The organism is Streptomyces yunnanensis (assembly GCF_029011865.1).
GTDB lineage: Bacteria > Actinomycetota > Actinomycetes > Streptomycetales > Streptomycetaceae > Streptomyces > Streptomyces yunnanensis.
Genome location: NZ_CP095749.1, coordinates 2,844,827 through 2,857,845, shown reverse-complemented (window position 1 = coordinate 2,857,845; position 13,019 = coordinate 2,844,827). Strand labels below are relative to the sequence as shown.

Sequence of the window (13,019 nt, the reverse complement as noted above, 5' to 3'; positions counted from 1 at the left end):
TTCCGGACGCAACGAAAGGAAAATGCCATGTCCGCCAACCCCTTCGAGAATGACGAAGCCTTCTACCTGGTGCTCCGCAACACCGAGGGACAGCACTCCCTGTGGCCCAGCTTCGCCGAGGTCCCCCAGGGCTGGGAGGTCGCCTTCGGCCCGCAACTGCGCCAGGAATGCCTGGAATTCGTCAACGAGAACTGGACCGACATGCGCCCCAAGTCCCTGATCGAGGCCATGGGTGCCTGAGCAAGAGAGGCGGAAAAGCACCATGGTTGAGGAACTGCCCGAGCACCTGACCCTCCTCGGCGGCCGGCCCGGCCGCCTGGAGGGCACGGCACACACCAAAGTCGTCGTCTACGAGGGCTTCCGGGCCGACGCCCCCGGCGCGACCGCGGACATCGCCCGCTGGGCCGCCGAACAGCGCCCGCACCTCATGGAGGCCCTCGACACCCACGGCGCGGTGCTGGTGCGCGGCGTGGTCGACAACGCCGCGCTGCTCAACGACGTCGCGGCCCGGATCGGCGGCGAACTGCTCAGCTACACCGAGCGCTCCACGCCCCGCAGCCAGGTCGACGGCAACGTCTACACCTCCACCGAGTACCCGGCGAACCAGACCATCGTCCAGCACAACGAGAGCGCGTACGCGCACAGTTACCCGCGCTGGCTGTTCTTCGCCTCGATCGTCGCCGCCGAGACCGGCGGCGAGACCCCCCTCGCCGACACCCGCGCGCTGCTGGAGCACCTGCCCGCCGACCTGGTGGCCCGCTTCCGCGACCAGGGCGTGCTCTACACCCGCGCCTACCGCGAGGGCATGGGCCTGACCTGGCAGGAGTCGTACCAGACCGAGGACCGCGCCGAGGTCGAGCGCTACTGCAAGCAGCACGGCATCGAGTTCACCTGGACCGAGGACGGCCTGCGGACCCGGCACCGCCGGCCCGCCCTGGTCACCGACCCGGTCAGCGGCCGCGAGTCGTGGTTCAACCAGGCCCACCTCTTCCACACCTCCAACCTGCCCCCGGCCGCCCGGGAGGCGCTGGCCGAGATGTTCGACGAGGAGGACATGCCGCGCGCCGCCTACTTCGGCGACGGCACGCCCATCACCGACGAGGAGATGGACACCGTCCGGGACGCGTTCGAGACGTGCCTGTACGCCTTCCCCTGGGTCCGCGGCGACCTGCTGATCGTCAACAACCTGCTGGTCTCGCACGGCCGCCGCCCCTACACCGGCGAGCGGCAGACCCTGGTCGCCATGGCGGGCGCGGGAGGTGGCGACGGTGCGCACTGACACAACGGACCCGGCCCACGAGGCCCGGGCGGCCAAGGTGCGGGAGTACTACCGCCTGGTGGACGCCGCCGACGTGCCCGGCCTGATCGCGCTGTTCACCGAGGACGCCGTCTACCGGCGCCCCGGCTATCCGCCGATGCGCGGCCACCAGGGCCTGCGCGCCTTCTACACCGGCGAGCGGGTCATCGCGCGCGGCCGGCACACGGTCACCTCGCTCCTGGTCGAGGGCGAGCGCAGCGCGGTCACCGGCGTCTTCGAGGGCGTCCTGAAGGACGGCAGCGAAGTCTCCCTGGAATTCGCCGACTTCTTCGTGCACCGCGACGACGACCAGTGCTTCCGCCAGCGGGACACCTACTTCTTCGCCCCGCTGGTCTGACGCCCCGACCGCCCGATCCGCACGACCCGCCACAGGAGGCCGGAGTGCACCTCGTGTCCAAACCCGTCGCCCGCCCGCTGACCCCGTCGCAGCGCGCGGAACGCACCACCTCGACCGCCTTCGGCTCCGCCTTCACCGAGCACCTGGTCTCCGTCCGATGGAGCGAGGAACGGGGCTGGCACGAGGCGGAGCTGCGCCCCTACGAACCGCTGGTGCTGGACCCCGCCACGGTCGGCCTGCACTACGGGCAGGTCGTCTTCGAGGGGCTCAAGGCGTTCCGCTCGCACACCGGCTCGGTCGGCGTCTTCCGGCCGGACGCGCACGCCCGCCGGATGCGCGCCTCCGCCCGCCGGCTGATGATGCCCGAACCGCCCGAGGAGCTGTTCCTCGCCGCGGTGGACGCCCTGGTCGCCCAGGACCAGCAGTGGATACCCGACGACCCCGCCATGAGCCTGTACCTGCGGCCGCTGCTGTTCGCCAGCGAACGCACCCTCGCGCTGCGCCCGGCCCGCGAGTACCGCTTCCTGCTGATGGCCTTCGTCACCGAGGGCTACTTCGGCCCCGCCCAGCGCCCGGTACGGGTCCAGGTCACCGAGACCTACTCCCGGGCCGCGGCCGGCGGGACCGGCGCCGCCAAGTGCGCCGGCAACTACGCCGGCAGCCTGCTGCCCCAGGCCGAGGCCCAGGAACAGGGCTTCGACCAGGTCGTCTGGCTCGACCCGGTGGAGCGCCGCTGGGTGGAGGAACTGGGCGGGATGAACCTCTTCTTCGTCTACGGCTCGGGCCGCGACGCCCGTCTGGTCACCCCGCCGCTGTCCGGCAGCCTGCTGGCCGGGGTGACCCGGGACGCGCTGCTGCGACTCGCCCCCGCCCTGGGAGTGCCCGCCGCCGAGGAGCCGATGAGCCTGGAGGAGTGGCGCCGCGGCTGCGCCGGCGGCGAGCTGACCGAGGTGTTCGCCTGCGGCACCGCCGCCCGGATCACCCCCGTGGGCGAGGTCGGCACCGCCGACGGCACCTGGACGATCGGCGACGGCACCACCGGCGAGGTCACCACCCGGCTCTCCGACGCCCTCTTCGGCATCCAGCGCGGGGAACTGCCCGACCGCTGGTCCTGGATGCGGCCCGTCGCCCCGGCGCCGCAGCCGGCCGGCACATGACCACGCGGCCGACCCCGGACGCCGGGCAGGGTCAACGCCCGGCATCCGCACGACTGTTGGGGCTCCTGGACGCGGTCGGTGCCCGTTACCGGCTGCTCCCGCACCCGCCCGAAGGGAACACCGCACGGGCCAGCGAGCTGCGCGGGCACCCCCTCTCCGCGGCGGCGAAGTGCATGATCGTCACCGTGCCGGACGCGCTGCCCGCCGCGCGGCAGGTCCTCGCGGTCATCCCCGGCGACCGGCGGGTGGCCCTCCCTCGGGTGGCCGCCCAGTGCGGCGCCCGCCGGGCCAAGCTGGCCGACCGCGCGCTCGCCGAGCGCCTGGGCGGCTGCGCCAGCGGCAGCATCATCCCCTTCTCGTTCCACCACGAGCTCACCGTCCTGGCCGACCCGGCGCTGCTGGACGAGCCCGTCCTGTATTTCAACGCGGCCCGCCTGGACCTCTCGGTGGCGCTGGCCACCGAGGACTACCGCGCGCTGGCCGATCCCAAGATCGTCCCGATCGCCGAATGACGGCGCCGGCGACACCCTGCGCCGACTTCGCCAAGTGGCCTGAAATGCGCCCTGAGATGCGTCTTTTCAACAGCGCTTAAGAGCCTGTTACTCCGTCGCGGCCTGCTGAAAGCTGAGCGCCAACTCGACGCATTTCCCGCCCGGCACCACCATCTCCGGAGGAATTTTCGTGCTTTCCAGCGTAGTTATTGTCGGCGGCGGTACATCGGGCTGGATGACGGCCTCGTATTTGCGGGCCGCGCTCGGTGAGAGCATCAATGTCACCGTCATCGAGTCCAAGCGGATCAAAACGATCGGCGTCGGCGAGGCCACGTTCTCCACCGTGCGGCACTTCTTCGACTACCTCGGCCTCTCGGAGAACGACTGGATGCCGAAGTGCAACGCCACCTACAAGCTCGGCATCCGCTTCGAGAACTGGCGCGCCAAGGGCCACTACTTCTACCACCCCTTCGAGCGGCTGCGGGTCGTCGACGGCTTCCCGCTCACCGAGTGGTGGCTGAACAAGAAGCCCAGCGACCGCTTCGACCAGGACGTCTTCCTGATGTCCGAGATCTGCGACACCATGCGCTCGCCGCGCTACCTGGACGGCACCCTCTTCGAGCAGGACTTCGTCGAGCGCGGCGGCTCCATGGACCTGGAGCGCTCCACCCTCGCCGAACAGGCCACCCAGTTCCCCTACGCCTACCAGTTCGACGCGTCGCTGCTCGCCGACTTCCTCACCGGGTACGCCACCGCGCGCGGCGCCCGGCACATCGAGGACGACGTGGTGGAGGTCGTCCGCGACGAGCGCGGCTGGATCAGTCACCTCAAGACCCGCGAACACGGCGAGCTGGCCGGCGACCTGTTCATCGACTGCACCGGCTTCGCCGGTCTGCTGCTCAACAAGACGCTGGGCGAACCGTTCGTCTCGTACCAGAACACCCTGCCCAACGACAGCGCGGTGGCGCTGCGCGTCCCGCACGACGCCGAGCACACCCGGCTGCGCCCGTGCACCACCGCCACCGCGCAGGAGGCCGGCTGGATCTGGACGATCCCGCTCTTCGAGCGCATCGGCACCGGCTACGTCTACGCCAGCGACTACACCACCCCCGAAGAGGCCGAGCGCACCCTGCGTGCATTCGTCGGCCCGCAGGCCGCGGACGTCGAGGCCAATCACATCCGCATGCGGATCGGCCGCAGCCGGCAGTCCTGGGTCAACAACTGCGTGGCCATCGGCCTTTCCAGCGGATTCGTCGAGCCGCTGGAATCGACCGGCATCTTCTTCATCCAGCAGGGCATCGAGGAACTCGTCAAGCATTTCCCGGACGCGAAGTGGGACCCGAAGCTCCGCGATTCCTACAACCGCACCGTGGCCAATGCCATGGACGGCGTACGGGAATTCCTGGTGCTGCACTACCGGACCGCGGCCCGCAACGACAACGCCTATTGGCGGGACGCCAAGACCCGCGAGCTCCCCGACGGGCTGGCCGCCCGCCTGGAGGCGTGGCAGTCCAAGCTGCCCACCGAAGAGACGATCTTCCCGCACTACCACGGCTTCGAGCCCTACTCCTACCACGCGATGCTGCTCGGCCTCGGCGGCTTCGAGGCCAAGGCCGCGCCCGTCCTCGCCTACATGGACGACTCGCGCGCCGCGCAGGAGATCCAGCGGCTCAAGGACCAGGCCCGCGACATCGCCAAGCGGCTGCCCAGCCAGTACGAGTACCTCGCCCAGATGCACTGACCGTCGGCCCCCAGCAGGACGAAGGAGAGACCGTGGACGCACTGACCCTCGCCCAACCGGTGCTGGTTCTGGGGGCGATCGTCCCCACCGCGCTGCTGGGCCGCTGGGCGGCCCGTCGCCTCGGCCAGCCCGAGGTGGTCGGCGAGATCTCGGTCTGCCTGCTGCTGGGAGTGCTGCTGGTCACGCGGTTCGGCTGGGGCGGTGCGCACTCCCCGGGCAAGGACGTGCTGGCGGAGCTGGGCCACCTCGGGCTGGCGCTGTTCCTGGTGGGAGCCGCGCACGAGATCCGCGGCGGCGCGTCCCGGCTCAGCGGCCGGGCGGTCGCCTGGCTGACGGTCGGCTCCGCGCTGCTGCCGATGGCCGCCGGCGCACTGCTGGCCGTATGGGTCCTGCGCTACGGCGGACCCCGGTTGCGCGGCGGGGCCGACACCCCGGCGCTGGTACTGCTGTTGATCGTCTCGCTGGCCGTCACCGCCGTCCCGGTACTGGCCGGCATCCTCAAGGACCGGCGGATGCAGCACACCGAGACCGGGCGGCTGGCGATGGCCAGCGCGGTCACCATCGACGCGGTCACCTGGGTGCTGCTCGCGCTGTCCGTGGCGCTGGCCACCGGCGACGGCGGCGTCGGGAGGGCCGGCGCCGTCCTCGCCGGCGGCGCGCTCGGCGCCTACGCGGTGCGCCGGCTGGCCGCCGCCGCCCCGGTGCGGACCGCGGCCGCCGCCCACCCCACGGCGGTACTGGTCCTGGTCGCCGCGGCGGCCTTCGGCGCGGCCACCGCCACCGGCCAACTCGGCCTGACCGAGGTCTTCGGCGCGGCGCTGATGGGCCTGGCGCTGCCCGCCGACGGCGAGCGCGGCCCGTTCACCCGGGCCGCCGACACCCTCGGCAGGGCCGGCCGGGTGGCCCTGCCGCTCCTCTTCACGATCACCGGCACCTCGCTCGCCGTCGGCCCGGACGCGGTGTTCTCCTGGCCGGCGGTGGCGCTGGGCACCGGGCTGGCCATCGCCGGGAAGCTGATCGGCAGCTATCTGGGCGCGCGGGCCGGCGCCCGGTCGCACCGCGAAGGGCTGCGCCTGGCCGCCCTGATGAACACCCGCGGCCTGACCGAGATCGTCGTCCTGCAGACCGGCTACAGCGCGGGCATCCTCACCTCCGGCCTCTATCTGGCGCTGATCATCATGGCGCTGGTCACCACCGCACTCAGCGGCCCGCTGCTGTGGGTCGCCGACCGCCGCACCCGCCCCGTCCCCGTGGGCGCGGAGCCCACCCTTCTACCAGCCGAGCGGTGAGTACCTTGGACCTCGCAACGACACCTGCCGACGCGACCGCGACCGCCCGCGAAGCGACCGGTCCGGACCGGTTCCGGGCACTGATGTCCGGCTTCCCCAGCGGCGTCGCGATCATCACCGCCGTGGACGAAGACCACCGCCCCTGGGGCATGACCTGCTCGGCGCTGTGCAGCGTCACGGTCGACCCGCCGACGCTGCTCGTCGGGATGCGGAGCCAGAGCCCCACCCTGGCGGCCGCCCTGCACACCGGCACCTTCGCGGTCAACCTGCTGCACGCCAAGGGCCGGGAGACCGCCGAACTGTTCGCCTCCGGCGACCCGGACCGCTTCGCCGTCACCGCCTGGGACACGCCCGCCGGCGGCGCCGGCCCCCATCTGACCGAGGCGTCCCGGGCGGTCGCCGACTGCCGGATCACCGAGACCGTACGCGTCGGCGGCCAGCGCATGGTCTTCGGCGAGGTCTACGGGATCCGTGAACTGGCCGACACCGAGCCCCTGTTGTACGGCCTGCGGTCCTACCGCGCCTGGCCGTCCCCGGCCTGAGCCCCACCGCACCGCCCGTCCGAGCCCCCCACACCCACGTGAACTGGAGCATCATGAGCGAGTCCGCGTCCCGTGCCCACCGCCGTGCCCGTACCGCCCGGCCCCGGCGCTACCTGATGTGCCGCCCCACCCACTTCGAGGTCAGCTACTCCATCAACCCCTGGATGGACCCCGCCAAGCCCGTCGACGCCGAACTGGCCGTCGCCCAGTGGGAGCGGCTGCGCGCCCTGTACGGCGACCTCGGCCACCAGGTGGAGCTCATAGACCCGATCCCGGGCCTGCCGGACATGGTCTACGCCGCCAACGGCGCCACCGTCATCGACGGCAGGGTCCTCGGCGCCCGCTTCCGCAACGCCCAGCGCACCGCCGAGGGCCCCGCCTACCTGGACTGGTTCCGCGCCGCCGGCCACCCGACGCTGCACGACCCGCAGCACATCAACGAGGGCGAGGGCGACTTCCTGGTCACCGGCAGCTGGATCCTGGCCGGCCGCGGCTTCCGCAGCGCCCCCGAAGGACACGCCGAGGCCCAGGAGTTCTTCGGCCGCCCGGTCATCGGCCTGGAGCTGACCGACCCCCGCTACTACCACCTCGACACCGCGCTGGCCGTCCTCGACCACGACGAGGTCATGTACAACCCCGAGGCGTTCACGCCCGGCAGCCTCACCGTGCTGCGGCGCCTGTTCCCCGACGCGGTCCTCGCCGACCCCGCCGACGCCGCCGTCTTCGGCCTCAACGCGGTCAGCGACGGCCGCCACGTGGTGTTGCCCGAAGCGGCCACCGGGCTCGCCGCGCAGCTTCGCGCGCGCGGCTTCGAACCCCTCGGCGTCGACCTGTCCGAACTGCTCAAGGGCGGCGGCAGCGTCAAGTGCTGCACCCTCGAACTGCGCGCGGCGGCCGGCCCGGAGACCACCGCAAGACCGCACGAAAGAGCCTGACGGCTCGCCACCCACGGCGAACGGTGCCGCGCGGCAACCGCTCCGCGGCGCGGCGCCCCGCCCTTCCGCACTGTCCTACGGGAGGACCCTCATGGAGGACAGCACCGTCCACGCACGGCACACCGCACCCCTCCTGCCGCACACCGGCGTGCAGCGCCCCAGCCGCATGCCGACCGGCAAGTACCACCCCTACCGGCCCCTCGGACTCCCCGACCGCACATGGCCGGACCGGGTGGCCCGGCAAGCTCCCCTGTGGTGCAGCGTCGACCTGCGCGACGGCAACCAGGCGCTGATCGAACCGATGGACGTCGAGCGCAAACGCCGGATGTTCGACCTCCTGGTGTCCATGGGCTTCAAGGAGATCGAGGTCGGCTACCCGACGGCCTCCGGGGACGACCACGCCTTCGTCCGCCACCTCATCGAGGACGACGCCATCCCCGAGGACGTCGTCATCCAGGTGATGTCCCCCATCCGCCAGGACTTCATCGAGCGGACGGTCCGCAGCCTGCGCGGCGCCCGGCGCGCCTGCCTACAGGTCTTCAACCCCACCTCCGAGGCGCAGCGGCGGCTGGTGCTGCGCGCCGACCGGCAGGCCACCCTCGCCCTCGCCCTCGACGGCGCCCGCCAGGCCCTGCGCCTGCAGGACTCCCTCCCCGGCACCGAGCTCTACCTCCAGTACGCCCCCGAGTCCTACACCCAGACCGAGCCCGACTACGCGCTGGAGATCTGCAACGCCGTACTGGACTTCTGGGCACCCCGCGCCGACCACACCCTGCGCATCAACCTCCCCGCCACCGTCGAGGTCTTCCCGCCCCAGGAGTTCGCCGACCGGATCGAGTACGTCAGCCGGCACCTCGCCCACCGCGACCGCACCCTGCTCTCCGTGCACCCGCACAACGACCGCGGCAGCGGCGTCGCGGCCGCCGAGATGGCCGTGCTGGCCGGCGCGCAGCGCGTCGAGGGCACCCTCTTCGGCAACGGGGAACGCACCGGCAACGTCTGCCTGGTCACCCTCGCCATGAACCTCTTCTCGCAGGGCGTCGACCCGATGCTGGACCTCGGCGCCATCGACCGCATCCGGCGCATCGTCGAGGACTGCAACCAGATGCCGGTACCGGCCCGACACCCCTGGGCGGGCGACTTCGTCTACACCTCGTTCGCCGGCACCCACCAGGACGCCATCAGCAAGGGCCTGCTCGCCCGGCAGAAGGCCGGTGACCGCGGCGTGTGGGACGTGCCCTACCTCCCCGTCGACCCGCGCGACATCGGACGCGACTACCAGGCCCTGATCCGGATCAACACCCAGTCCGGCAAGGGCGGCATCGCCCACCTCCTGCGCAGTGAATACGGCCTCGAACTGCCCCGGCGCCTGCAGATCGACTTCGCCGCGGTGATGCAGCAGCGCTGCGAACGCGCCGGGGGCGAGGCGTCCGCCCCGCAGCTGTGGCTGGCCTTCGAGGAGACCTACGCCCTGCCGCGCGCCGCGGACGCCCCCTCGCGCCCGCCGGTCCCCCCGATCGCGGAACCGACCGGCGCCGCCGCCGACCGCTGGCACGCCCCCGCACAGGACCTGCTCGGCGCGCTGGGCGCGACCGGCCAGGTGCGCCACCTCCAGGTCGACCGGGTCTCCGGCCGCCTCAACGGCATCGTCGCCTACCTGGAGGTGGTGGTGGGCGCCCGCGCCTTCTGGGCCGTCGGCCGGCACCCCGAGGAGAGCGAGGCGGTGCGCCGCGCGGTGCGCTCCGCGGCCCGGCGCGCCGCCCTGCCGCGCACCCCGGTGGCGCCGTGATGCCACCGAGAACACCGACAACGCCGGGAACACCGACAACGCCGACGGTGCTCGACCGGATCGTGACGGGAGTACGCGAGGACCTCGCCGTCCGCCGACGCGCCGTGCCCGAGGCCGCGTTGCGGGACCGGGTGGCCGCGCTGCCGCCGGCCCGCGACGTGGTGGCGGCGCTGCGCCGGCCCACCGGCGTCCAGGTCGTCGCGGAGGTGAAACGGGCCAGCCCCTCCAAGGGAGCGCTGGCCCCGATCGCCGATCCCGCCGCACTGGCCGGCGCGTACGGGGACGGGGGCGCCGCGGCCGTCAGCGTGCTCACCGAGGAGCGCCGCTTCCGCGGCTCGCTCGACGACCTCGACGCGGTCCGGGCCCGGGTCGAACTCCCCGTGCTGCGCAAGGACTTCATCGTCACGCACTACCAGCTGTGGGAGGCGCGGGCGCACGGCGCCGACCTGGCACTGCTGATCGTGGCCGCGCTGCCGCAGCCGGAGCTGGTCGCGCTGATGGCGACCGCCGCCGAACTGGGCCTGACCGCCCTGGTGGAGGTGCACGACGAGGCGGAGACCGAGCGGGCGCTGGCCGCCGGGGCGAGGGTCGTCGGGGTCAACGCCCGGGACCTGCGGACCCTGGAGATCGACCGGTCCGTCTTCGGCCGGCTGGCGGCACTGCTCCCCGAGGACGTGGTCCGGATCGCCGAGTCGGGGATCCGGGGCCCGGCGGACGTCGCCGCGGTGGCGGCCCGCGGCGCGGACGCCGTACTGGTGGGGGAGGCCCTGGTCACCGGCGCCGACGGCCCGCGGCGGACGCTGGCCGCGCTGCGCGCCGCGGGACGGCGCTGACGCGGCACGGTGCGGCGGCCCCCGGTGCGGCGCCGGGGGCCGCCGCCCTACCGCCCGCCCCCGGCCGCCAACTTGGCGGAGACCCGCACCCACCGCTGGAGCACCTCCGCCGCCGCCCCCGAGTCGATCGCCCGCGCGCCCCGCGCCATCCCGGCCGCCAGGCGCACCGCGAGCGGCTCGTCCGTCGGCGCGAGCGCCGCCAGTCCGGCGGCGGTGTTCAGCAGCACGGCGTCGCGCACCGGCCCCCGGGCACCCGCCACCAGGTCCCGCACCACCTCGGCGTTCCGCGCGGCATCCCCGCCCCGCAGCGCCTCCGGCGGGGCGTGACCGACGCCGACCTCCCGCGGGTCGAATACCTCCTCGCGCACCGCCCCGTCCCGCACCGACCAGACCGTGGAGGTCGTGGTGACCGTCAGCTCGTCGAGCCCGTCATCACCGCGGAAGACCAGCGCGGACGCGCCGCGCCGGGCCAGCACCCCGGCCAGCAGAGGCGCCAGCCGGGCGTCCGCGACGCCCACCGCCTGCGCGGTGGGGCGCGCCGGATTGGTCAGCGGGCCCAGCGCGTTGAAGACCGTCGGGATGCCCAACTCCCGCCGCGGGGCGGCGGCGTGCCGCATCGAGGGATGGAACATCGGCGCGAAGGCGAAGGTGATGCCGACCTCCGTGGCCAGGGCCGCGACGTCCGCCGCGGGCAGGTCCAGCGCCACCCCCAGCCGCTCCAGCACGTCGGCCGACCCGGAGGCGGACGACGCCGAGCGGTTGCCGTGCTTGACCACCCGCGCGCCGGCGCCCGCCGCGACGATCGCCGACATCGTGGAGATGTTGACGCTGTGCGACCGGTCGCCGCCGGTGCCGACGATGTCCAGCGTCGGCCCGGGCACCGCCAGCGGCACCGCGTGCGCGTACATGGCCCGGACGAACCCCTCGACCTCGTCGACGGTCTCGCCCTTGGCCCGCAGCGCCACCACGAGCCCCGCCAGCTGCGCGGGGGTCGCCCCGCCCCGCATCACCCGGTCCATCGCCCGGGCGGTGTCCTCGGCGGTGAGGTCCTCGCCCGCCAGCAGCGCCGTCAGGAGCGCGGCCCAGGACACCTCCCGGTCCGCCGCATGTCGAGCCGTCGCATGCCGATCCGTATCGGTCACCGGTGGCCCCCTTTCCTCACGGCAATTCTGAGGTCCGCGGTAAACCGGCCGACAGACCAATTCACCCCAGCAATTCCGGTCCACTTTCCGCCCACCGACGGGGAGAAGAAGGGGAAGAAGAAATGTCCTGGCACGCCCTCATCGACGTGTCCCGAAACTCCGCATTACCGCTCACCGCGCAGATCGAATCCACCCTGCGCCGCGACATCGCCGCCGGAGTGCTGCACCCCGGCACCCCGCTGCCCTCCAGCCGCCAACTCGCCGAGGACCTCGGCGTCTCGCGCAGCGTGGTGGTCGAGGCGTACGGCCGACTGATCGCCGAGGGCTACCTGGAGGCCGTCCGCGGCTCGGGCACCCGCGTCGCCCCGCACACGGCGCCGCCCGCGCCGCCGACCCGGCCCACGCTGCTGGACGACGGCCTGGTCCCACCGGCCCGTTGGGACCTGCGCACCGGCACCGCCGGCCCGACCGGCTTCCCGCACCGCGAATGGCTCGCCTCCTACCAGCGCGCCCTGGGCGGCGCCGGCCCGCAGGACCTGGACTATCCGCCGCTGTCCGGCGTCGGCGCGCTGCGCGAGGAACTCGCCCAGTACCTCGGGCGGGCCCGCGGGGTGCTCACCACCCCCGGCCAGGTGATGGTGATGTCCGGCTTCGCCCAGGCGCTCGGCCTGCTGTGCTCCGTCCTGTCCGACCAGGGCGTCGACCGCATCGCCATGGAGGACCCCTGCCACCACCGGCAGCGGCAGTTCCTCCAGGAGGTGGGGCAGCGGCCGGTGCCGGTCCCGGTGGACGCCGAGGGCATCGACGTCGACGCGCTGGCCCGCACCGGCGCACGGGCCGTCCTGGTCACCCCCGCCCACCAGTTCCCCACCGGCGCCACCCTCACCACCGCCCGCCGGGAGGCCCTGATCCGCTGGGCCCGGGACGTCGACGCCTGGGTGATCGAGGACGACTACGACGGCGACCTGTGGCTGGAGCGCGGCGCCCGCCCGCCCGCGCTCCAACGGCTGGCCCCCGAACGCGTCGTCTACGGCGGCACCGCCAGCAAATCCCTCGCCCCCGGCCTGCGCTTCGGCTGGCTGGCGGCCCCCGCCCGGCTGCTGGCCCCGCTGGAGACGATGCGCTCCCACCGCGACCTGGGCTCCGACGTCTTCACCCAGCTCGCCTTCGCCGAGTTCCTGCGCTCGGGCCACTTCGACCGGCATCTGCGCCGCCGCCGCGCCGGCTACCGCATCCGCCGCGAGACCCTGGTCCAGTCCGTGCTCCGCCATCTGCCCGGCGCCCGGATCGAGGGCGCGGCGGCCGGACTGCACACCTATGTGCGGCTGCCGCCCCGCACCGACGAGGCCGCCCTCGTCGAGCGGGCGCTGCGCCGCTCGGTACTGGTGCGCGGCGGCCGCCTCTACCACGCCCGACCCGAACGCGCCGCGCCCGCCCTGGTGTTG

At 73.3% G+C, this 13,019-nt stretch carries 12 protein-coding genes and 1 pseudogene; 12 read left to right on the top strand and 1 reads right to left on the bottom strand.

Translation table 11 applies throughout. The annotated features are described in order from the left end of the window. Positions 1-27 precede the first annotated feature (27 nt). The 11 genes from MOV08_RS12445 (at position 28) to trpC (ending at position 10,432) form a co-directional block, all read left to right on the top strand. On the top strand, positions 28-240 hold the full coding sequence (locus MOV08_RS12445; RefSeq protein ID WP_039632070.1) for an MbtH family protein: 213 nt from the start codon (positions 28-30) through the stop codon (positions 238-240). Positions 241-262: 22 nt separating this feature from the next. Further along, on the top strand, positions 263-1,279 hold the full coding sequence (locus tag MOV08_RS12440; RefSeq protein WP_275307513.1) for a TauD/TfdA family dioxygenase: 1,017 nt from the start codon (positions 263-265) through the stop codon (positions 1,277-1,279). Next, positions 1,269-1,655: a nuclear transport factor 2 family protein gene (locus MOV08_RS12435; protein ID WP_275307512.1), complete on the top strand. Its 387-nt coding sequence runs from the start codon at positions 1,269-1,271 to the stop codon at positions 1,653-1,655. Before MOV08_RS12440 ends, MOV08_RS12435 begins: the two co-directional genes overlap by 11 nt. 44 nt (positions 1,656-1,699) lie before the next feature. After that, the gene (locus tag MOV08_RS12430) at positions 1,700-2,812 is read left to right on the top strand and encodes a branched-chain amino acid aminotransferase (protein ID WP_039632066.1); all 1,113 of its coding nucleotides are present in this window, start codon (positions 1,700-1,702) and stop codon (positions 2,810-2,812) included. After that, complete coding sequence (locus MOV08_RS12425) at positions 2,809-3,324, top strand: YbaK/EbsC family protein (protein ID WP_275307511.1); 516 nt, start codon at positions 2,809-2,811, stop codon at positions 3,322-3,324. Before MOV08_RS12430 ends, MOV08_RS12425 begins: the two co-directional genes overlap by 4 nt. A 169-nt stretch (positions 3,325-3,493) precedes the next feature. After that, a complete protein-coding gene (locus MOV08_RS12420; protein WP_078875718.1) occupies positions 3,494-5,044 on the top strand; it encodes a tryptophan halogenase family protein in 1,551 nt (516 codons plus the stop codon). Between the two features lie 32 nt (positions 5,045-5,076). Beyond that, positions 5,077-6,333 carry a cation:proton antiporter gene (locus MOV08_RS12415; RefSeq protein WP_275307510.1) on the top strand — a complete coding sequence of 419 codons (1,257 nt, stop codon included), beginning with the start codon at positions 5,077-5,079 and terminating at the stop codon, positions 6,331-6,333. Continuing rightward, positions 6,330-6,875 (top strand): flavin reductase family protein, encoded by a 546-nt coding sequence (locus tag MOV08_RS12410; RefSeq protein ID WP_239010036.1) that lies wholly within the window; start codon positions 6,330-6,332, stop codon positions 6,873-6,875. Before MOV08_RS12415 ends, MOV08_RS12410 begins: the two co-directional genes overlap by 4 nt. Positions 6,876-6,928: 53 nt before the next feature. Then, a complete protein-coding gene (ddaH, locus tag MOV08_RS12405; RefSeq protein ID WP_275307509.1) occupies positions 6,929-7,810 on the top strand; it encodes a dimethylargininase in 882 nt (293 codons plus the stop codon). A gap of 91 nt (positions 7,811-7,901) precedes the next feature. After that, positions 7,902-9,599 (top strand): 2-isopropylmalate synthase, encoded by a 1,698-nt coding sequence (locus MOV08_RS12400; protein WP_275307508.1) that lies wholly within the window; start codon positions 7,902-7,904, stop codon positions 9,597-9,599. Next, positions 9,599-10,432, top strand: coding sequence for an indole-3-glycerol phosphate synthase TrpC (gene trpC / locus MOV08_RS12395; RefSeq protein ID WP_275307507.1), 834 nt, complete (start codon positions 9,599-9,601; stop codon positions 10,430-10,432). The genes MOV08_RS12400 and trpC overlap by 1 nt, the downstream gene beginning before the upstream one ends. A gap of 47 nt (positions 10,433-10,479) precedes the next feature. Here trpC and trpD read toward each other — a convergent pair whose 3' ends face one another. Next, on the bottom strand, positions 10,480-11,574 hold the full coding sequence (trpD, locus tag MOV08_RS12390; RefSeq protein ID WP_239010035.1) for an anthranilate phosphoribosyltransferase: 1,095 nt from the start codon (positions 11,572-11,574) through the stop codon (positions 10,480-10,482). A gap of 122 nt (positions 11,575-11,696) precedes the next feature. On the opposite strand from trpD, the pseudogene pdxR reads away from it, so the two are divergent. Continuing rightward, positions 11,697-13,010: pseudogene (gene pdxR, locus MOV08_RS12385) on the top strand (MocR-like pyridoxine biosynthesis transcription factor PdxR); the annotation flags it as partial. Between the last annotated feature and the right edge of the window lie 9 nt (positions 13,011-13,019).